Source organism: Streptomyces sp. NPDC059875 (assembly GCF_042731085.1).
Lineage (GTDB): Bacteria > Actinomycetota > Actinomycetes > Streptomycetales > Streptomycetaceae > Streptomyces.
In genome coordinates this window covers 41,670-61,559 of sequence record NZ_JBHWJZ010000039.1, presented here as the reverse complement: position 1 = coordinate 61,559, position 19,890 = coordinate 41,670, and the positions used below count along the sequence as shown (strand labels likewise).

Sequence of the window (19,890 nt, the reverse complement as noted above, 5' to 3'; positions counted from 1 at the left end):
GGTGGGCTGGTTTTTTTTTATAAGAGACAGACCCTGCTCACGGCCGCAGCCGTCGCCGGTGCCGCCGCCCAGTTCAGCTGGGCGCTCGGCGGGGGCGACGCCCGTGCCGCGGGCGTCGCCGAGGCGGTGGTGGCCGATCGGCCCGCCACCGTGACCTGGCTGGAGAACGGCGGTCTGGGTGCCGCGCCCGGGTCCACGTTCGGCGTGCCGTGGCCCAAGGGCGCGCATCCCGCCGACCGCACCTTCGCGCTCACCACGGCCGACGGCAGGAACGTTCCCGTACAGACCTGGACCACCGCCCGCTGGCCCGACGGCTCGCTCAAGTGGACCGCCCACGCCGTCGGCCCCGAGGCCGCCGGGGCGGAGAAGTACACCCTCGCCCCCGGAACCCCGGCCGGCACCGCCCGAGCGGTCACCGTCACCGAGACCGACCGGCGCATCACCCTGGACACCGGCACGATCAGGGCGGTCATCTCCAAGGACGGCCACAAGCTCGTGGAATCCGTGACCCGCGGCGGCGTCAAGATCGCCACCGACGGCCGGCTCGTCCTGCTGCGCCAGAGCGACCTCGACGACGGCGACCAGGGCAACGCCAAGTGGGAGCGGTTCGACGGTGAGATCTCCGGCGCGACCGTCGAACAGCGCGGCCCCGTCCGGGCCGTGGTCCGGATCGACGGCAAGCACCGCAAGGCGAGTCGCAGCTGGCTGCCGTTCTCCGTCCGTCTCTACTTCTACGCCGGCGCCGAATCCTTCCGGATGGTGCACACCATCACCTACGACGGGGACCAGAACAAGGACTTCATCCGCGGCCTCGGCGTCCGCTTCACCGTCCCGATGCGCGACGCCGACCACGACCGCCACATCCGTATCGCGGGCGAGGGGCAGGGCTTCCTCACCGAGGCCGTCAAGGGCATCACCGGCCTGCGCCGCGACCCCGGCGTCGCGGTCCGCAAGGCCCAGGTCAAGGGCGAGAAGCTGTCCGACCCCGCCACCTGGGACCAGCGGGTGACCTCCCGCCTCCAGTACATCCCGACCTGGGGGGACTACACCCTCGCCCAGCTCTCCGCCGACGGCTTCACCCTGCGCAAGCGCACCGGGCCCGGACACGGCTGGATCCCGGCCGGCGGAGGCGGCCGGGCCAACGGCTTCGGGTACGTCGGCGGCGTGACCGGCGGACTCTCCTTCGGGCTCCGCGACTTCTGGCAGAAACACCCCGCCCAGCTCGACATCCGGGGCGCGGCCGGCGACGCCGCCGAGGTCACGCTCTGGCTCTGGTCCCCCGAGGCCCAGCCCATGGACCTGCGCTTCTACCACGACGGCATGGGCCAGGACACCTTCCCCGAACAGCTCGAGGGCCTCAACATCACATACGAGGACTACGAGCCCGGCTTCGGCACCCCGTACGGCATCGCCCGCACCAGCGAGCTGATGTTCTGGGCCAACGCGGCCACGCCCTCCGCCGAGACCCTCGTCGCCCAGGCCGAAGCCGTCCGTACCCCGGCCCAGCTCGTCGCGAGCCCCGAGGACCTGACCCGCGCCGGCGTCTTCGGCGGGCTCTTCGCGCCCGTCGACCGCTCGACCGCCGCCAAGGCCACGATCGAGGACCACCTCGACTACCTCTTCACCTACTACAAGGACCAGGTCGAGCAGCGCCGCTGGTACGGCTTCTGGGACTACGGCGACATCATGCACACCTACGACGAGGACCGTCACCAGTGGCGGTACGACATCGGCGGCTACGCCTGGGACAACTCCGAACTCTCGCCCGACCTCTGGCTCTGGTACGCCTATCTGCGCTCCGGTCGCTCCGACGTCTTCCGCTTCGCCGAGGCGATGACCCGCCACACCGGCGAGGTCGACGTCTACCACCTCGGCACCTGGGCCGGTCTCGGCACCCGCCACGGCGTCCAGCACTTCGCCGACAGCGCCAAGCAGCAGCGCATCTCCACCGCCGTCTACCGCCGTCCCTACTACTTCCTCACCGCCGACGAACGCGTCGGCGACCTGATGCACGACCTGGTCGACTCCGACGAGACCTTCCTCGTCCTCGACCCCATCCGCAAGATCCGCACCGAGCCGTACACGCCGGACCGGCACGCCCTCTCCATCGGCTTCGGCACCGACTGGAGCGGTCTGGCGGCGGCCTGGCTCACCGAGTGGGAGCGGGGCGGCCCCAAGGCCGCGAAGGCGGAGGCCCGACTGCGCTCCACCATGGAGACCATCGCGGCCCAGCCCAACGGATTCGTCCAGGGCACGGGGCTCTACGACCTCGACACCGGCCGCTTCGCGGTCGCGACCGAGCCCGTCGTCGGCGTCTCCCACCTCTCCGCGATGTTCGGTCTCGTCGAGATGTGCGCCGAGCTCATCGACCTCATCGACATGCCGAAGTTCAAGGACGCCTGGCTGGACTACTGCCGCTACTTCAACGCCACCAAGGCCGAACAGGCCGCCCGGTACGGCAAGAACTTCGGCACGCTGCTCCTCTTCCAGGGCCACTCCCGCCAGGACGCCTACGCCGCGGCCCAGCTGAAGGATCCCGCGCTCGCCCAGCGCGCCTGGGCCAAGTTCCTGGGCAGCGACGGCTATACCTCGGCCATGGTCTGGGACAAGACCCCGGTCCAGGGCCCGGCCGCCCTGGAACCGGGCTACGAGCACCTGTGGATCAGCACCAACACCACGGCGCTCTTCGGGCTGGCCGCCATCCAGAACCTCGCGCTCGTCGGCGACAGCCTCCCGCAGTGACCTCGCACCCACACCCGAACCCCGGCCCGGACCCCGGCCCCGACCTCGACCCCGACCCGAAGGAGCACCCGTGAGACGCACCGCCCTGGTCGCCGCGGCGGCCACTGCCGCCGCCGCGCTGTCCGTCGTCCCGGCCCACGCCGAGGGCCCCTACGGCCAGGGGCTCGACCACTGCGCCGGCACCGAGACCGGCGCCGTCGTCTGTCACTTCGACGTCCCGCCCGGAACGTACGACGTCGTGGCCACGATCGGCGGGGAGACCGCGGGCAGCACGGCCGTCACCGCCGAGACCCGGCGCGCCCTGCTCGCCGAGACCGCCACCGCGGCCGGGGAGCGCACCCGGCGCTCGTTCACGGTGAACGTACGCGACCCCGAGGGCGAACCGACCGGCCCCGCCGGCAGTGCCGGACTCGACCTGACCTTCGGGGGCCCGGCCCCCCGGCTCGCGGCGCTGCGGGTGACCCCCGCCCCCGCCGCCCCGCGGATCTTCCTGATCGGGGACTCGACGGTGTGCGACCAGCCGGGGGAGCCGTACTCCGGCTGGGGGCAGCAGTTGCCCCAGTACCTCAAGCGGGGCATCGCGGTCGCGTGCTCGTCACGCCCATCGTCCGCCGCTGGTTCAACGCCGACGGCACCCTCGACAACAACACCGCCCTACTGGTCAACGGCCTCGGCGTGGACCACCCGGCCGAGATCCGGGCCCTCGCGGCCACCCTCGGCACCCCGCTCATCGACCTCACCCGCCTCTCCAAGGAACGGGTCGAGGAGCTGGGCCCGGAGGCGTCGAAGGCGCTCTACCTCACCACCGAGAAGCGGGACAACACCCACACCTCGGTGCGCGGGGCCGGTGAGTACGCGGCCCTCGTCCTGGGCGAGCTGCGGGCCCAGGGGATCGTCCCGGAGCGTCTGATCCGCTGACGGCCGGTCCGGTGACTGCCCCTCCGCCGACCTTCGCTCCGGTGACCCGCGGGCCCGCACCCGCCGTCACACGACGCCGGCGTCGAGCGCGGCGAAGACGAACGAGAAGGTGGCGGGAGCGGCGTGCAGCCGGTACGCGGGCTGCACGCCGGGTCCGCAGGACTGGGACCCGATGCCGTGCTGGGCGTGGTCCAGGGTGAGCCAGACCGTGTCACCGGGGACGAGATCGCTGTGGTGACCGGCGGCGTCGAGATCCTCGCTGGTCCAGCGGCGGGCGGTGAACCAGAAGTCCTCCTGGCCCCACACCTTCACCCCGCGCTCTCCGTCCGTCAGTCGGACCCAGCGGGTGTCGATCCGGGCACCGTTCTCCTGCGGGCGGACGTACGGGGTCTGGAGCTCGTCCACCGTCGCCTGCCAGCGGCCGAGCCTCGCCGCCTCCCGGGTGTCGGGGTACGCCTCGCCCGGGCCGCCGCCGAACCAGGTGGCCCGGTCCAGGGTCGCGGGCAGGCCCAGGCGGACGCCGAGCCGGGGGAGCGGCAGTCGCCAGTCGCCTTCGGGGGTGACGGAGACCGTCAGTCGCAGCCGGGTTCCGTCCGAGGTCCAGCGGTACGCGGTGCGCAGCCCGAGGTCCTGCGCCGCGGGTGCGACCCGGGTCCGTACCGTCAGCCCCTCCTCGTCCGTCTCCACGGCGTCGAGCCGGTGCCGCATCCGCTGCAGGCCCAGCTCGCGCCAGAGCAGCCCGTAGCGCTCGTCCGGCTGCCACTGGGCGCCCAGGTCGTTGTCGGTCGGCGCCCGCCACACGTCGAGCCGGAGTCCGGAGACCGGTATCCCGCCCAGGGCCAGCGGCTCACCCGTACGGGCGTCGAAGGAGCCCGGGCCGAGGGTGATCCGCCCGGGGCCGTGGACCGGTGCGACGCCGACCGCCCCGGGGACCCGCCGCCGCCCCGTCACGGCCACCTGCCCCCAGGCGATCTCGTGCCCCTGCGGCGCCCAGGCGGTCTCGTGCGCGAGGACCGCCCGTACGGTCCAGAAGCGCTCGCCGTCGCCCAGGTGCGCGGGCGGCTCGGGCAGTTCGACCACGGCGCTCTCGCCGGGGGCGAGCGCGGGCACGTCCAGCGCGCCGGTCGCGACGCTCTCGCCGTCGACCAGGTACGACCAGGTGAAGGCGAGGTGGGCCAGGTCCGCGACGTCGTATCCGTTGGTGATCCGGACCGTTCCGGCGGCGCCGTCCCCCGTGATGCGGACCGGCTCGATCACCTTCTTGTACTCGATCAGGCCCGGCGAGGGCGTCCGGTCGGGGAAGAGCAGCCCGTCGCAGACGAAGTTGCCGTCGTGCACCTCCTCACCGAAGTCGCCGCCGTACCCGAAGCCGTACCGCGGGTGGACGATTCCGTGGTCGATCCACTCCCAGACGAACCCGCCCTGGCAGCGTTCGTGCGTCTCGAAGAGCCGCTGGTAGTCGGCGAGTCCGCCCGGTCCGTTGCCCATGGCGTGCCCGTACTCGCAGAGAACGAGGGGCAGTCGGCGCCGCGCCTCGGGCCCGTCGTCCTCCCGGCGGCCGATCTCCTCGACCTCCGCGTGCGGGGGATACATCCGTGAGTACACGTCCGTGTCCCGGCACGACCGGTCGCCCTCGTAGTGGACGAGCCTCGACGGGTCGCGGTCGCGGATCCACTCGGCCATCGCGGTGAGCCCCGCACCCGTGCCGCACTCGTTGCCGAGCGACCAGATGATCACCGAGGCGTGGTTCTTGTCGCGTTCGACCAGTCGCGCCGCACGGTCGAGCAGGGCCGGGGTCCAGCGCGCGTCGTCGACCGGGTTGCCCCGCCAGCCGAGCGGCTCGAAGCCGTGGGTCTCCAGGTCGCCCTCGTCGATCACCCACAGGCCGTACTCGTCGCACAGGTCCAGGAATGCGGGGTGCGGGGGATAGTGGGAGGTGCGGACGGCGTTGATGTTGTGCCGCTTCATCAGTTCCAGGTCCCGGCGCATGGTCGCCAGATCGACGCACCGTCCGGTCTCGGGGTGGAACTCGTGCCGGTTCACCCCACGGAAGAGGATCCGCCGGCCGTTCACCTTGATCACGCCGTCCTCGACGACGACCGTCCGGAATCCGATGCGCAGCGGAATCCGCTCCCCGGCCGTCGCCAGCTCGCCCTCGTACAGCCGGGGCGTCTCCGCGCTCCACGGCTCGACCGCGACCGTGACCGCGGCGCCTGTCTCCGTGTCGATGCCGAGCTCCGGCACGGTGACCCGGCCGGGCACGTCGCTCTCCACGCGCAGCGTGCCGGTGGACGCGGTGTGGTCGTACGAGGCGTGCACGAAGATGTCGCCGACCGCGCCCTCGGGACGGTGCAGCAGTGTCACGTCACGGAAGATGCCCGGCAGCCACCACTGGTCCTGGTCCTCCAGATACGAGCCGGCCGACCACTGGTGGACGCGGACGGCCAGCACGTTGCCGCGCGCCTTGAGGAGCCGGCCGACGGAGAACTCGTGCGCCAGCCGCGAGCCCTTGAACTCGCCCAGCTCGGTGCCGTTGAGCCACACCCGCGCACAGGACTCGACGCCGTCGAAGCGCAGCACCGCCTCGCCTGCCTCCGGCCAGCCGTCGGGGAGGTCGAACCGGCGCAGATGGTCGCCCGTCGGGTTCTCCGTCGGCACGCGCGGCGGATCGACCGGGAAGGGGTAGACGACGTTGGTGTACGCGGGGGCTCCGTGGTCCTTGCCCTGGAGCACCCAGTGTCCCGGCACCGCGATCCGGTCCCAGGCCCCGGCGTCGTACCCCTCGGCGGCGAAGGACTCGTCCTCCGTGTCGGCGCGGGGCGAGAGCCGGAAGCTCCAGGGGCCGTTCAGCGAGAGGGAGGCGGCGTCCGAGCGGGCGAACCAGGCGCGGGGCCGCAGGCCGCCGCGGCCGGGCGAGACGTCTTCGTACCAGGGAAGCACGGGCATGGGTCTCCTGCCGGAAGGGGGAGGGGAGAGGTGTGAGGAGGTCAACGGCGCGGAAAGCGCTTGCCGTCCCTGCTGTCTCCATCCCACCTCGACGGGCTCCCGTGCACAAGCCCGGGAGCCCGTCCGGCTGTTGGACTCTTCGCCGCCCGGTTGGACTACCGGCCCGCGCGCCGCTTGTTCCACACGTCGAAGCCGACGGCCGCGAGCAGTACGAGCCCCTTGATGACCTGCTGGTAGTCGGTGCCGATGCCGACCAGCGACATGCCGTTGTTCAGGACGCCGAGCACCAGCCCGCCGATCACGGCGCCCATCACCGTGCCCACGCCCCCGCTCATCGACGCACCGCCGATGAACGCGGCCGCGATCGCCTCCAGCTCGAAGTTCAGGCCTGCCTGCGGCGTGCCCGCGTTGAGCCGCGCCGCGTACACGCAGCCCGCAAGCGCGGCCAGGACCCCCATGTTCACGAAGACCAGGAAGGTGACCCGCTTGTCCTTGACGCCCGAGAGCTTCGCCGCCGCCTTGTTCCCGCCGAGCGCGTACACATGGCGACCGACGACCGCGTTGCGCATCACGTACCCCAGACCGATCAGGAGCACGCACAGGATGAGCATCACCACGGGAACGCCGTGGAAGCTCGCCAGGGCGAGGGTGAAGGCGACGATCGCCGCCGTCATCGCCACGCACTTCAGCGCCCACAGTCCGGTCGGCAGCACCTCGAGTTCGTACGCCGACTGGCGCCGGCGGTCGCGCCACTCCCGCAGCAGCAGGAAGACGACCGTGACGAGCCCGATGAACAGGGTGGGGTTGTGGTACTGCGTGTACGGCCCCATCTCCGGGATGAAGCCCTTGGCGATGTTCTGGAAGCCGTCGGGGAACGGCGCCAGGGAGCGGCCCTCCAGGAAGATCTGGGTGAGACCGCGGAAGAGGAGCATCCCGGCGAGCGTCACGATGAACGACGGGATGCCGAGATACGCGATGAAGTAGCCCTGCCAGGCGCCCGCGACGGCCCCGACCAGCAGGGAGAGGACCAGGGCCAGGACCCAGGGCATGTCGTGACGGACCATCATCACCGCGGACAGCGCGCCGACGAAGGCCGCCAGGGAGCCCACGGAGAGATCGATGTGCCCGGCGATGATGACGATCATCATGCCCATGGCCAGGATGAGGATGTAGCTGTTCTGCTGGATCAGGTTGGAGACGTTGTTCGGCAGCAGCAGCGTGCCGTCCGTCCAGATCTGGAACAGGACGACGAGGAAGGCGAGCGCGACGAGCATCCCGTACTGGCGCATGTTCGCCCGCAGCGTCCGCAGGAGCAGCGCACCGGCCGACGGGCGCACCGGCTGCGGCGCCACCGTGTCCTGCGCGGAAGGGGTCGTGGTGGTCATGGCGGGCCTCAGCTCCTGCTCATGGTCATGTGACGCATCAGGGTTTCCTGGGTGGCCTCGGCGCGACTGACCTCACCGGTCAGCCGGCCCTCGGCCATCGTGTAGATCCGGTCGCACATCCCGAGGAGCTCCGGCAGCTCGGAGGAGATGAACAGCACGGCCTTGCCCTGCGCCGCGAGCCGGTCGATGACGGTGTAGATCTCGTACTTGGCGCCGACGTCGATGCCCCGCGTCGGCTCGTCGAGGATCAGCACGCGCGGGTCGGCGTGGATCCACTTGCTCAGCACGACCTTCTGCTGGTTGCCTCCGGAGAGCCGCCCGACCTGCTCGAACACGGTCGGCGTCCGGATGTTCAAGGTGGTCCGGTAGCTCTCGGCGACCTTCCGCTCCAGGTGCTCGTCGACGACTCCGCGCCGCCGCATCCCGGTCAGGGACGGCAGGGAGACATTGCGGTGCACGGTGTCGTCCAGATGGAGGCCGTAGCGCTTGCGGTCCTCGGTGACGTACGCGAGGCCGGCCTCGATCGCGGCGGGGACGCTCCCGGTCGCCGCCTCCCGGCCGTCGATCTCCACCGACCCGGTGACGTACCGTCCGTACGAGCGGCCGAAAAGCGACATCGCGAGTTCGGTGCGCCCGGCGCCCATGAGGCCGGCGATCCCGACGATCTCGCCCCGCCGCACGGTCAGCGAGACGTCGTCGACGACCGTGCGCCGGTGGTCCACGGGATGGCGTACGGTCCAGCCGCGCACCGCGAGCGCCACCCGGTCCGCGTCCTCGCCCTCGTACGCGGTCCGCTCGGGGAAGCGGTGGTCGAGGTCACGGCCGACCATGCCGCGGATGATCCGGTCCTCGGACAGTTCGGGTGCGGCGTCCGGGGTCGGCCGGACGGGCAGGGTCTCGATGGTGCGGCCGTCGCGCAACACGGTCACGGTGTCGGCGATCCGCCGGATCTCGTTCAGCTTGTGCGAGATGACGACGGAGGCGATGCCCTCGGCGCGCAGTTCCAGGATCAGTTCGAGGAGCTTCGCGCTGTCCTCGTCGTTGAGCGCGGCCGTCGGCTCGTCGAGGATGAGCAGCTTCACCTCCTTGGACAGCGCCTTGGCGATCTCCACCAGCTGCTGCTTGCCCACGCCGAGGTCGGCGACCGGCGTGTGCGGGTTCTCGCGCAGCCCGACCCGCGCCAGGAGCCGCTTGGCGCTGCGCAGGGTGTCGTTCCAGTCGACGATGCCGCGCCGGCCCTGTTCGTTGCCGAGGAAGATGTTCTCGGCGATCGACAGATGGGGGACCAGGGCGAGTTCCTGATGGATGATCACGATGCCCCGGCGCTCACTGGCCCGGATGTCCCGGAACGCGACCGGCTCGCCCTCGAAGTGGATCTCGCCCTGGTAGCTGCCGTGCGGATGGACACCGCTGAGCACCTTCATCAGGGTGGACTTCCCGGCGCCGTTCTCCCCGCAGAGGGCGTGGATCTCGCCGGGCCGGACGGTCAGGCTCACCTCGCTGAGGGCGGTGACTCCTGGGAAGGTCTTGGTGATGCCCCGCATCTCCAGGACGGGCCCCGGCCGCCCGTTCCCGGTCACGAGAGCTGCCCCGCCGTGAAGTACCCCTCGCGGACGAGGAGCTGGGTGTTGGACTTGTCGATGCTGACCGGGTCGAGGAGGTACGACGGCACGGTCCGCTTCCCGTTGTCGTAGTCCCCGACGTTGTTGACCTCGGGCTTCCGGCCGTTGAGGACGGCGTCTCCCATGGCCACGGCACGGGCGGCCAGTTTGCGGGTGTCCTTGAAGACGGTCTGCGTCTGCTCGCCGCGGATGATGGACTTGACCGAGGCCAGTTCGGCGTCCTGGCCGGTCACGACCGGCAGGGGCCGGCCGCCGGTGCCGTAACCGGCGCTCTTGAGGGCGGAGATGATGCCGATGGAGATGCCGTCGTAGGGGGAGAGGACCGCGTCGACGCTCTCCTCGCCGTAGTTCTTGCTGATCAGGTCGTCCATCCGCTTCTGCGCGGTGCCGCCGTCCCAGCGCAGCGTGGTCGCCTGGTTCATCCTCGTCTGGCCGCTGCGGACGACGAGCTGCCCGCTGTCGAAGTACGGCTGGAGCACCTTGATGGCGCCGTTCCAGAAGTACCGGGTGTTGTTGTCGTCCGGCGAACCCGCGAACAGCTCGATGTCGTACGGCTTGCCCGCGCCCTTGGCGGGAGTGCCCAGCTTCAGCCGCTCGACGATGTACCGGGCCTCCAGCTCGCCGACCCGCTCGTTGTCGAAGGAGGCGTAGTAGTCGACGTGTTCGGTGCCCATGATGAGCCGGTCGTAGGAGATCACCGGGATGCCCGCGTCATGGGCGCGCTGGAGGACCTCGGTGAGCGCGGAGCCGTCGATGGCGGCGATCACCAGGAGCCGGCGCCCCTTGGTGATCATGTTCTCGATCTGGGCGATCTGGTTCTCGACCTTGTCGTCGCCGTACTGCAGATCGGTGTCGTAACCGGCCTGCCGGAACTGCTTCGCCATGTTCTCGCCGTCGGCTATCCAGCGCTCCGAGGCCTTGGTCGGCATGGCGAGCCCGATGGTGCCGCCCTTGCCGGCGTCGGGCTTGTAGCGGCTGCCGCCGCGGGCCTCCTGGCCGCAGGCGGTCAGCAACGTGGTGAGCAGCGCGGCCGCGGCCGCGGCGCGCAGGGTGCGGGTGCGCATGGTCAGTTCCCTTCGGGGGTGGGGAAGCGCCGGAGCTCGCCCGGCAGCCGGGAGCCGAGCGGGGACATGCCGCCGTCGGCGCCGTGCCGGGCCAGCAGGTCGAGGACGAGCCGCCCGCGCCGGACCCGCTCGCGTGCGGTGGCCAGGGTGTGCTCGCGCAGATGGGCCCCGTACGGATAGATGCCGGGGGACTTGCTGAGACCGAACTTGAGGTAGAGCGGCGCCCCGCGCCGGATCAGCTCGGCGGCCTCGTACATCCGGATCGAGCCGCCGAGGTCGTCGGGGGACTCGACGTAGAGGTCCATCGGGGCGCGGCTGGCCCGGCGGATCTCGCTGAGGTGGGCGAGGGTGAGATCGGAGGGGATGTTGAGGGAGTCCGCGCCGAGGTGCTCGTAGACGGCGTACCCGGCCGGGTTGACCGGGCCGATCAGCGCGGACACCTTGAAGGTGGTGTCGGCCGGGAGCAGGCCCGTCGCCCGCAGCCGGTGCAGGGTCCACAGCACGCCCTCGTCGGCGATGAGCAGACAACGGACCCCGAGCGCGGTGCCGCGCAGGGCGTCCTCCACGCAGCCGGCGAGACCGTCGTGGCCACGGGCGCGCAGCCCCGCGCCGCCGGAGTCGGTACGGGTGGCGGCGCCGATGTCCCAGGTGCCGCGCGGCCCGGTGAACAGGCAGAGCTCGACGTCCCGTTCGGCGCAGGCGTCCACCATCTCGGTGATCTCGTCGTCCGTCAGCATCCAGACGCCGCTGCCCTGGCTGATCCGGTGGACCGGGACGTCGAGCCGGGAGCTCTCCTTCAGGACGGCCGCGAGCGCCTCGGGGCCCTCGACGGAGGGGATCTCGGTCCGCCAGGTGCCGCCGTCGGGGAAGGTGTGCGGGGAGGCCTCGGCGGGGTCCGTCGGCGGCACGGAATGACCGATCCCGGCGAGCGCGGCGGCGCCGGGGCGGCGGGGGGCGGAGGGAGTGGGCACAGGACTCCTCATTGTTCGATATACCGGACACCGTCCGGAACGTTGGGTATGCGGCGGTACGGGGAGCCCGGGACTCCCGTACGTCGCCCGGGACTCCCGTACCGCCGTACGGCTCGTCGCCACGCACCGTCATGGGCGCAGCAGCACCTTGCCGGTCTTCGGATCGCCGCCGCCGACCAGGGCGACGGCCTCCGCGAACCGCTCCAGCGGGAACTCGTGGCTGATCAGCGGCGCCGGGTCGAGCAGCCCCAGGCCGAAGGCCCGTACCGCGTCGGCCCAGGCGGCGGACGGCGCCCCGAAGACGCTGCGGATCTCCAGCTGGCTGAGCGAGAGATGGACGGGGTCGATGCCGGTGGCCCCGGGGGTGAACATCCCGGTGAGCACGACCCGGCCGCCCCTGCGGGCGAGCAGACAGGAGGAGGCGGCCGTGGTCGGTGCCCCGGCGGTCTCCACGACCAGGTCGAAGCGGTCGGCCGCCGCCGCGGACTCGCCCGGGGTCAGGGCCTCGCTCGCGCCGAGCCGCAGCGCCTGCTCACCCCGCGCGACCCGCGGGTCGACGACGGTCAGTTCGGCGGGCGAGGACGCGGCGAGCCACTGCACGGCGAGCAGGCCCAGCGTGCCGGCGCCGACGACGGCGACCCGCTCGCCCGGCCGCGGCCGTCCCGCCCGTACCGCCGCGGCGATCACGGCGGCCGGCTCCAGGAGCGCGGCGGCGCGCAGGTCCGCGCCCTCGTGCAGGAGGTGCAACAGTCGGGCGGGAACGACCACATGGTCGGCGAACGCGCCCGGCTCGGTGAAGCCGGTCTCCGCGTACCCGGCCGTGCACAGGCTGGTCTCGCCGCAACGGCAGCGCTCGCAGGTCCCGCACGCGCGGAACCCCTCCGCGACGCACCGGCGCCCCAGGAGGGAGGCGTCGACCCCCGCCCCCACGGCCTCCACGGTCCCGGACCATTCATGGCCGGGCGTCACGGGGTAGCGGACATAGGCGGGATCGCGGTGCCCGTCGTACACCTCGCGGTCGCTCATGCAGACTCCGGCGGCGGCGACCCGGACACGGACCTCGCCGGGGCCGGGCTCGGGAGTCTCCCGCTCGACCAGACGGTGCTCGCCCGGCCTCTCGACGACGATCGCGCGGCTCACTTCGGTGCCCTCCGCTCCCAGCCCTCGGCCCAGAGGTCGAACCGGGCCTGCTGCTGGGGGAATTCGGCGGCGGCGTCCACGTCCAGCTCCACCCCGAGACCGGGCGCGTGCGACACCTCGAAGCAGCCGGTCTCCGGGTCGACCTGGGGCGCGCCGCGCACGACCTTCTTGATCTCCGCGTCCGCGAAGTCGTTGAAGTGCTCCAGGATCTTGAAGTTCGGTGTGCAGGCGGCGAGTTGGAGCGAGGCCGCGGTCAGTACCGAGCCGCCCACGTTGTGCGGTGCGACCATCATGTAGTGCGTCTCGGCGGTGGCGGCGAGCTTGCGGGTCTCCAGGATGCCGCCGATGTGTCCGAGGTCCGGCTGGATGATGTCGGCCGCCTGCGACTCGAACAGCTCACGGAACTCGATCCGGTCGTGGATGCGCTCACCGGTCGCGATCGGCAGGTCGACCTTCGCGGCCACCTTCTCCAGCGCCTTCAGGTTCTCCGGCGGTACCGGCTCCTCCAGCCAGGCCGGCCGGAAGGGCGCCAGCTCGCGTGCCAGCCGGACCGCCGTCGCGGGGGAGAACCGGCCGTGCATCTCCAGCATCAGCTCCGTGTCCGGCCCGATCGCGTCACGTACCGCCTCGATCAGCGACACCGCGTACCGCGACCCCTCGGCGTCGAGCTCGAGGTGGCCCGTGCCGAACGGGTCGATCTTCAGCGCCCGGTAGCCGCGGGCCACGACCTCCTGGGCCGCCTTGTGGTACGCCTCGGGAGTCCGCTCGGTGGTGTACCAGCCGTTGGCGTACGCCTTGACCCGGTCGGTGACCTTGCCGCCGAGCAGCTGCCACACCGGCACGCCCAGCGCCTTGCCCTTGATGTCCCAGCAGGCCATCTCCACGACCGCGATCCCGGACATCACGATCTCGCCGGCCCGCCCGTAGTCGCCGTACTTCATGCGCCGGACGAGGTCCTCGACCGCGAACGGGTCGGAGCCGGTGATGTGGTTGGCCTCGGCCTCGCGGAGGTATCCGATCAGGGCGTCGGTGCGGCCCAGCATGCGGGTCTCGCCGACGCCGGTCAGCCCCTCGTCGGTGTGGACCTGGACGTACGTGAGGTTGCGCCAGGGTGTGCCGACGACATGAGTGGTGATTCCCGTGATGCGCACGGTGGTTGCTCCCGGGGTCGTTCGATATTTCGTCACACGTTCGAAATCGTGGCGTGACCGTAGACAGCGACTTCCCGGGTGTCAATGGTCCCCGCACGACCGTTGCCGGGAGAACGGCCGTGTGGTTAGCCTGTGTTCGCCATACCGATCACTGATCGGGATTTCGAACGACGAGGGGTGGGTGGACGGCATGGGGCGTCTCGTTCCCGCGGTGACCAGGGCATTCGACATCCTGGAGCTGTTCCTGCAGGGCGACGGATCACTCTCCGCACCCGAGATCACGCGCAGGCTCCAACTCCCGCGCACCACCACGCACGAGCTGCTGACCACGCTCGCCGCCCGCAACTATCTGACGCCGGTCCCGCAGCAGCCGGGCCGCTACCGGCTCGGGGTGCGTACCTACCAGCTCGGCAGCCGCTACGCCGAACAGCTCGACCTCGCCGCCGAAGGGCAGACCGTCGCCCGCGAGATCGCCGAGACCTGCGACGAGACCGTCCATGTCGCCCTCCTCGAGGACCTGGACGTCATCTACATCGCGAAGGTCGACTCCACGCACGCCGTCCGCATGGTCTCCGCGGCGGGCCGCCGGCTTCCGGCCCACTGCACGGCCGTCGGCAAGCTGCTGCTGGCGTTCCTCCCCGAGGAGGAGTTCGGCGCCCGGGTCGAGGGCCGCGAACTGGCCCGTATGACACCCCACAGCATCACCGACCCGGACGCCCTGCGGACCGCGCTCGCCGGGATCCGCTCCCGGGGCACCGCCACCGAGCACCGCGAGTCCAACCCCGATGTCAGCTGCGTCGCCGCACCCGTACGGGACGGCTCCGGCCGGGTCGTCGCCGCGCTGTCCATCTCCGTGCCCGTGATCCGCTGGAGCGAGGAGCGGGAGAGCGAACTGGCCGCGCTCGCCGCCAAGGGCGCCGGAGACCTGTCGCTCCGGCTCGGCCACCGGACCGCCCGATGACGCCGGACACAGCCGTGCGGGAGTACGCGGAGCTCGGCGAAGGACCCACCTGGGACCCGGCCGGAGCCCGGCTGATCTGGGTCGACATCCTCGGCCGCCGCATCCACACCTACGAGCCGGACAGCGGCCGTCGCTCCGTCCTCGCCGTCGACCAGCACATCGGTGCGGCCAAGCCCCGGACCGGCGGCGGACTCGTGGCCAACCTCAGGGACGGCATCGGACTGTACGAACCCGACGGCACGTTCTCGTGGCTGCGCCACGACCCCGTGCCGGGCCGGCGCGGCAACGACGCGGCCGTCGCCCCCGACGGGAGCCTGTGGGCGGGCACCATGCGCTACGACGAGGGACCCGGTGGCGGGAACCTCGTCCGGATCGCCCCCGACGGCACCGCCACCACGCTCCTCGACTCCGTCACGATCAGCAACGGCACCGGATGGAGCCCGGACGCCGCCCTCACCTACTACGTCGACACCCCCACCCGCCGGGTCGACACCTTCCGCGTCGAGGACGGACACGTCGTCGAGCGCCGGGAGTTCGTCACCGTCGAGCCGGGCGCCGGCTTCCCCGACGGGCTCGCCGTCGACGCCGAGGGCTGCGTCTGGGTCGCCCTCTGGGACGGCGGACAGCTCCGCCGCTACACCCCGCGCGGCGCCCTCGACCGTACCATCCAGCTGCCCGTGCGGAGGCCGACCGCCTGCGCTTTCGGCGGCCCGGGGCTGCGCGACCTGTACGTCACGACGGCCCGGACCGGCTTGGCGGACCCGCACCCGCTCTCCGGTTCGCTCCTCGTGCTGCCGGGCGTCGGCGAGGGGCTCCCCGGCACCCCGTTCGCCGGCTGACGCCTGGACAGTGCCCTAAGCCTCCGCTTAGGCTCGGCGGTCCGAAGCATCGGGCAGCCGCCCGGGACACCGCCCGGGAAGCCGGGAACAGCCGCGGAGAACTGAAGTGGTCACCCTCGCCGATGTAGCCCGTCACGCCGGAGTGTCGGCCAGCACGGTCAGCTATGTCCTGAGCGGCAAACGGCCCATCTCCGACTCCACCCGCCGGCGGATCCAGCGCAGCATCGACGAACTCGGCTACCGCCCGCACGCAGGCGCCCGCGCCCTCGCGAGCAGCCGGACCGGCATCCTCGCCCTGATGATGCCGTTGCGGACCGACCTGTACGTGCCGGTGATGCTGGAGATCGCCATGGCCGTCACCACCACGGCCCGCACCCACGGCTACGACGTCCTGCTGCTCACCGGGGAGGAGGGCCCGGAAGCCGTGCTCCGCGTCGAGGGGAGCGCCATCGCCGACGCGATGATCGTGATGGACGTCGGACTCGACGACCCGAGGCTCCCGCATCTCCGGCAGGCCGCACGGCCCGCCGTCCTCATCGGCCTGCCGGCCGACACCGGCGGACTCGACTGCGTCGACCTCGACTTCGAGGCGGCGGGGGCCCGCTGCGTCGGCCACCTCGCCGACCTCGGCCACACACAGATCGCCGTCCTCGGCGAACCCCCGGCCGTCTACGCCCGCGGCACCGGCTTCGCCGAACGCACCGTCACCGGACTGCGCGCGGCCGCCCTCGCCCGGGGCGTGGGCCTGTTGCACCGTCCCGTCGAGGGCACGTACGCCGCCGTCGCCGCGACCGTGGGCCGGATCTTCGAGGAACGCCCGGGCACGACCGCCCTCGTGGTCCAGAACGAGGCCGCCGTCGAACCGCTCCTCGCCGTGCTGCGCCAGCAGGGGCGCGCGGTGCCCGAGGACGTCTCCGTGGTGGCCGTCTGTCCCGACCAGGTGGCCGCGCAGGCGTCGGTCCCGCTCACCTCCGTCGCCGTCCCCGCCCAGGAGATGGGCCGGCTCGCGGTCGAACGGATCGTCCGGCGCCTCGACGGGAAGGGCCCGTCCGGCGTGACGCTGATCGCCCCCGAACTGACCGTGCGCGCGGCCTCGGGACCGGTCGCGGCGCAGGCGGGCGACATACCGCGCCGGAGTGGGACGGGGAGCCCTCGTGGCCGCGGCGACCGATGACGCCGCGACGGAGTTCCACGAGTTCTTCGAGCGCCATTACGCCGAACTGGCCCGGCTCGCCCATCTGCTGACCGGCGAGACCGACGCCGCCGACGACCTCGCGGCGGACGCCATGGTCGCCCTGTGGCACCGCTGGGACCGGGTCCGTGGAGCGGACCACCCGGTCGCGTACGCCCGCGGCGTCGTCGCCAACCTCGTCCGCAGCCGGATCAGGGGCACCGTGCGGGAGCGCCGTCGCGTCGCCCTGTTCTGGGACCGCCGCTCCGACCGGATCGAGGACCCGGACGTCACCGTCGTGGTCGACGTCCAGACAGCGCTGCGCACGCTGCCGTTCCGCAAACGGGCCTGTGTGGTGCTGCGCCACGCCTTCGACCTCTCCGAGCGCGACACCGCACTGGCGCTGGGGATCTCGGTCGGCACCGTCAAGAGCCAGACCTCGAAGGGCATGGCGGAACTCCAGCTGCTGCTCGGCACCCGGGCAGTCACCGAACTGGCCGCGGGAAGGCGCTGATGGACGACACGCAGCTGCGACGGCGACTGAGGGAAGCGGCCGACTCCCACCAGCCCGACCGCGCCCGCATCCTGGCCCGGGTGGAGCGCGGGCTTGCCGAGCCCCCGCGCGCCGACGCCCTGCCGCCGCGCCCGCCGAGGCCCCGCTGGGTCACAGCCACCGCCGTGGCGGTCTCCGTCGCCGGCATCCTCGCCCTCGGGGGCCTCGCCGCGACCACCCTGCACCGGCCCGCCGAACCTGCCGCCACGACGCCCGCGACCCACCCGCCGGCGCGGGCGGTCGGCACCGTCGACCCCGGCAGCAACAGCTGGTGGGCGCAGAGCAACGTCACCCTGACCGCGCCCAGGTCCCTGACCGCGCTCACCGTCGAGCTGCGGATCGCCGCCACCGGCGGCGTCGCGAGCACCGGGCACTGGCGCACGCTGCCCGCCCAGGACTTCACGGTCTCGGTACGCGACGAGCCCGCGGCCCTCGTCTACACCTGGACCCTCAAGCCGGGCCGCACTGTGCCTGCCGGCAACCACGTCTTCGCCGGCCAGTTCAACCACGCCGAGGGAGCGCGGGACAGTGCGGCCGACTCGTACACGATCACGTTGACGGACGATGTCCGCCAACACACCACCGTGCGCGGCGACTTCACGAAACCGGTCGCCGGATAGCCGGCACGGGACGGCAACTTCGGGCCGGTCGGCGGCGACCAGGGGAAGCGGGGGTCCCACCCCGCGCCCCCACCGGAGGAGTTGGGCATCGGATGAGCCGTCACGGCACGTCAAGGAATCGGAATTCGGGCACTCCCGTCAGCCGCCGGGGAGTACTGGGAGCGGCCACCGCCGGCGCCGCCGCCCTGCTCACCGCGGGCGGCCTGATGTCCGAGGCGGCAGCCGCCGGCTTCGGGTGGAGCGACGACGGCACCCAGTACGTCATCGGCACCGGCGCGAACCTCGTCTTCAAGGTGTCCAAGTCGACCGGCGACCTCACGTCGCTCGTCTACCGGGGCAAGGAGTACGAGGGCTACGGCGGCAAGCACTCGCATGTCGAGTCGGGCCTCGGGGCCTCGACGGTCACCCTCACGCAGACCGGCGCGGTCATCCTCGTCACCGTCGTGCACGGCACCCTGAGGCACTACCTCGCGGCGCGCAGCGGCAAGAGCAACGTCTATCTGTGGACCGACAAGGCCGACGCCTCCTTCACCGCCACCCGCTTCATCGCCCGGCTCAAGCCCGGCATCTTCCCCAACGAAGGGAACGACTCCTGGGTCGAGGCGGCCGACACCGTCATCGAGGCGGGCGACGTGTGGAAGAGGTCCGACGGCCGGACCCGCTCCAAGCACTACTCCGGGGCCCGGGTCATGGACTACGACCACGTCGGCTACACGAACGGTACGGCCGCCCTCTGGATGGTCCGCTCCAACCACGAGAAGGCCTCGGGCGGCCCGTTCTACCGCTCCCTCCTGCGTCACTCCAACGAGGGCGGCGTCGGGCTCTACGAGATCCTCCACTACAACCAGTCGCAGACCGAGGACATGCGTTTCGGCCTCCAGGGGCCGTACGTGCTGGCCTTCACCGACGGCGGCGCACCCGACCCGGCCCTCTTTCCGGCCGCCCACGACACCTCCTGGGTGGACGGTCTCGGCATCCGCGGCTGGGTCGGGCCCGCGGGGCGCGGCAGGGTGGCGGGCGTCGGGCTCAAGGGCATGGACGCGAGCCGCCCGTACACGGTGGGCTTCGCCAACGCCGACGCGCAGTACTGGACGGCGGCGACGGCCGGAACGGGGGCGTTCTCCTGCCGCGGGATGCTCCCGGGGACGTACACGTTGACCGTCTACAAGGGCGAACTGGCCGTCCACACCGGCTCGGTGACCGTGACCGCGGGTGGCACGACGGCGCTCAACACCCTGACCCTGACGGGTGATCCGAGCGGCGCGCCGGCGATCTGGCGGATCGGGGAGTGGGACGGCACCCCGGGAGGGTTCAAGAACGCCGCACTGATGACCGTCGCCCATCCCTCGGACGTCAGGGCGGCCGCCTGGACGGGCAATGTCGTCATCGACGGCGGCGACGTGGCCGGCTCCTTCCCCTGCTACATGTGGTCGGGCGTCAACGACGGCGTGCTGGTGTACTTCAGGCTGACGGCCGGCCAGGCGGCCGTCGCGCACACCCTGCGGATCGGCGTGACCACCGCGTACATCAACGGCCGTCCCCGGGTGACCGTCAACGACTGGGTCTCGGCGATCCCCTCGCCGCCGGAGCAGCCGACCACGCGCTCGCTCACCACGGGGTCCTACCGGGGCAACAACCACACCTTCACGTACAGCGTTCCCGCCTCGGCCTGGAAGACGGACCCGACGCAGTACAACGTGCTGAAGCTGAACATCGTCAGCGGCTCGGCCGGTACCGGGTTCCTGAGCCCGGGCAACGCCTTCGACTGCATCGACCTGCTGCCCTGACGGCCGCCCGCCCGAGGCGG

Annotated in this window: 14 protein-coding genes and 1 pseudogene; 8 read left to right on the top strand and 7 right to left on the bottom strand. The window is 71.9% G+C overall.

Translation table 11 applies throughout. The annotated features are described in order from the left end of the window. Positions 1–6: 6 nt before the first annotated feature. Both ACFV9D_RS33275 and ACFV9D_RS33270 read left to right on the top strand, forming a co-directional pair. Positions 7–2,742, top strand: coding sequence for a Tat pathway signal sequence domain protein (locus ACFV9D_RS33275; protein ID WP_385154712.1), 2,736 nt, complete (start codon positions 7–9; stop codon positions 2,740–2,742). 70 nt (positions 2,743–2,812) lie between these two features. After that, positions 2,813–3,660 (top strand): annotated as a pseudogene (locus ACFV9D_RS33270) (carbohydrate esterase). A 66-nt stretch (positions 3,661–3,726) separates the two neighbouring features. On the opposite strand, the gene ACFV9D_RS33265 reads toward ACFV9D_RS33270, so the two are convergent. The 7 genes from ACFV9D_RS33265 to ACFV9D_RS33235 form a co-directional block, all read right to left on the bottom strand. Next, on the bottom strand, positions 3,727–6,606 hold the full coding sequence (locus tag ACFV9D_RS33265; protein ID WP_385154703.1) for a glycoside hydrolase family 2 TIM barrel-domain containing protein: 2,880 nt from the start codon (positions 6,604–6,606) through the stop codon (positions 3,727–3,729). A gap of 155 nt (positions 6,607–6,761) precedes the next feature. After that, positions 6,762–7,991, bottom strand: a complete 1,230-nt coding sequence (gene mmsB / locus ACFV9D_RS33260; protein ID WP_385154700.1) for a multiple monosaccharide ABC transporter permease — start codon at positions 7,989–7,991, stop codon at positions 6,762–6,764. Positions 7,992–7,999: 8 nt separating this feature from the next. Further along, entirely contained in the window at positions 8,000–9,535 is a 1,536-nt protein-coding gene (mmsA, locus tag ACFV9D_RS33255) for a multiple monosaccharide ABC transporter ATP-binding protein (protein WP_385154709.1), read from the bottom strand. Between the two features lie 32 nt (positions 9,536–9,567). Next, positions 9,568–10,677: a multiple monosaccharide ABC transporter substrate-binding protein gene (chvE, locus tag ACFV9D_RS33250; RefSeq protein WP_385154697.1), complete on the bottom strand. Its 1,110-nt coding sequence runs from the start codon at positions 10,675–10,677 to the stop codon at positions 9,568–9,570. 2 nt (positions 10,678–10,679) lie between these two features. Next, positions 10,680–11,660, bottom strand: a complete 981-nt coding sequence (locus tag ACFV9D_RS33245) for a hypothetical protein (protein WP_385154694.1) — start codon at positions 11,658–11,660, stop codon at positions 10,680–10,682. 117 nt (positions 11,661–11,777) lie between these two features. After that, a complete protein-coding gene (locus ACFV9D_RS33240; RefSeq protein WP_385154691.1) occupies positions 11,778–12,788 on the bottom strand; it encodes a zinc-binding dehydrogenase in 1,011 nt (336 codons plus the stop codon). Further along, complete coding sequence (locus tag ACFV9D_RS33235) at positions 12,785–13,939, bottom strand: mandelate racemase/muconate lactonizing enzyme family protein (RefSeq protein WP_385154688.1); 1,155 nt, start codon at positions 13,937–13,939, stop codon at positions 12,785–12,787. The genes ACFV9D_RS33240 and ACFV9D_RS33235 overlap by 4 nt, the downstream gene beginning before the upstream one ends. A gap of 190 nt (positions 13,940–14,129) precedes the next feature. Here ACFV9D_RS33235 and ACFV9D_RS33230 point away from each other — a divergent pair, with 190 nt between their 5' ends. The 6 genes from ACFV9D_RS33230 to ACFV9D_RS33205 all read left to right on the top strand — a co-directional run bounded on the left by ACFV9D_RS33230 (position 14,130) and on the right by ACFV9D_RS33205 (position 19,870). Beyond that, positions 14,130–14,900, top strand: a complete 771-nt coding sequence (locus tag ACFV9D_RS33230; RefSeq protein WP_385154685.1) for an IclR family transcriptional regulator — start codon at positions 14,130–14,132, stop codon at positions 14,898–14,900. Next, positions 14,897–15,739, top strand: a complete 843-nt coding sequence (locus tag ACFV9D_RS33225; protein ID WP_385154682.1) for an SMP-30/gluconolactonase/LRE family protein — start codon at positions 14,897–14,899, stop codon at positions 15,737–15,739. The genes ACFV9D_RS33230 and ACFV9D_RS33225 overlap by 4 nt, the downstream gene beginning before the upstream one ends. Before the next feature lie 106 nt (positions 15,740–15,845). Further along, positions 15,846–16,913: a LacI family DNA-binding transcriptional regulator gene (locus ACFV9D_RS33220; RefSeq protein ID WP_385154679.1), complete on the top strand. Its 1,068-nt coding sequence runs from the start codon at positions 15,846–15,848 to the stop codon at positions 16,911–16,913. Further along, on the top strand, positions 16,894–17,424 hold the full coding sequence (locus ACFV9D_RS33215) for a SigE family RNA polymerase sigma factor (protein ID WP_385154676.1): 531 nt from the start codon (positions 16,894–16,896) through the stop codon (positions 17,422–17,424). The genes ACFV9D_RS33220 and ACFV9D_RS33215 overlap by 20 nt, the downstream gene beginning before the upstream one ends. Then, the gene (locus ACFV9D_RS33210) at positions 17,424–18,083 is read left to right on the top strand and encodes a hypothetical protein (protein WP_385154673.1); all 660 of its coding nucleotides are present in this window, start codon (positions 17,424–17,426) and stop codon (positions 18,081–18,083) included. Before ACFV9D_RS33215 ends, ACFV9D_RS33210 begins: the two co-directional genes overlap by 1 nt. Positions 18,084–18,175: 92 nt before the next feature. Beyond that, complete coding sequence (locus ACFV9D_RS33205; protein ID WP_385154670.1) at positions 18,176–19,870, top strand: rhamnogalacturonan lyase B N-terminal domain-containing protein; 1,695 nt, start codon at positions 18,176–18,178, stop codon at positions 19,868–19,870. The last annotated feature ends 20 nt before the right edge of the window (positions 19,871–19,890 follow it).

Coding starts and splice junctions, on each gene's coding strand:
- mmsB (WP_385154700.1), bottom strand. CDS start 7,991: ATGACCACCACGACCCCTTCCGCGCAGGACACGGTGGCGCCGCAGCCG.
- ACFV9D_RS33245 (WP_385154694.1), bottom strand. CDS start 11,660: ATGAGGAGTCCTGTGCCCACTCCCTCCGCCCCCCGCCGCCCCGGCGCC.
- ACFV9D_RS33225 (WP_385154682.1), top strand. CDS start 14,897: ATGACGCCGGACACAGCCGTGCGGGAGTACGCGGAGCTCGGCGAAGGA.
- ACFV9D_RS33205 (WP_385154670.1), top strand. CDS start 18,176: ATGAGCCGTCACGGCACGTCAAGGAATCGGAATTCGGGCACTCCCGTC.
- mmsA (WP_385154709.1), bottom strand. CDS start 9,535: ATGCGGGGCATCACCAAGACCTTCCCAGGAGTCACCGCCCTCAGCGAG.
- ACFV9D_RS33230 (WP_385154685.1), top strand. CDS start 14,130: ATGGGGCGTCTCGTTCCCGCGGTGACCAGGGCATTCGACATCCTGGAG.
- chvE (WP_385154697.1), bottom strand. CDS start 10,677: ATGCGCACCCGCACCCTGCGCGCCGCGGCCGCGGCCGCGCTGCTCACC.
- ACFV9D_RS33265 (WP_385154703.1), bottom strand. CDS start 6,606: ATGCCCGTGCTTCCCTGGTACGAAGACGTCTCGCCCGGCCGCGGCGGC.
- ACFV9D_RS33210 (WP_385154673.1), top strand. CDS start 17,424: ATGGACGACACGCAGCTGCGACGGCGACTGAGGGAAGCGGCCGACTCC.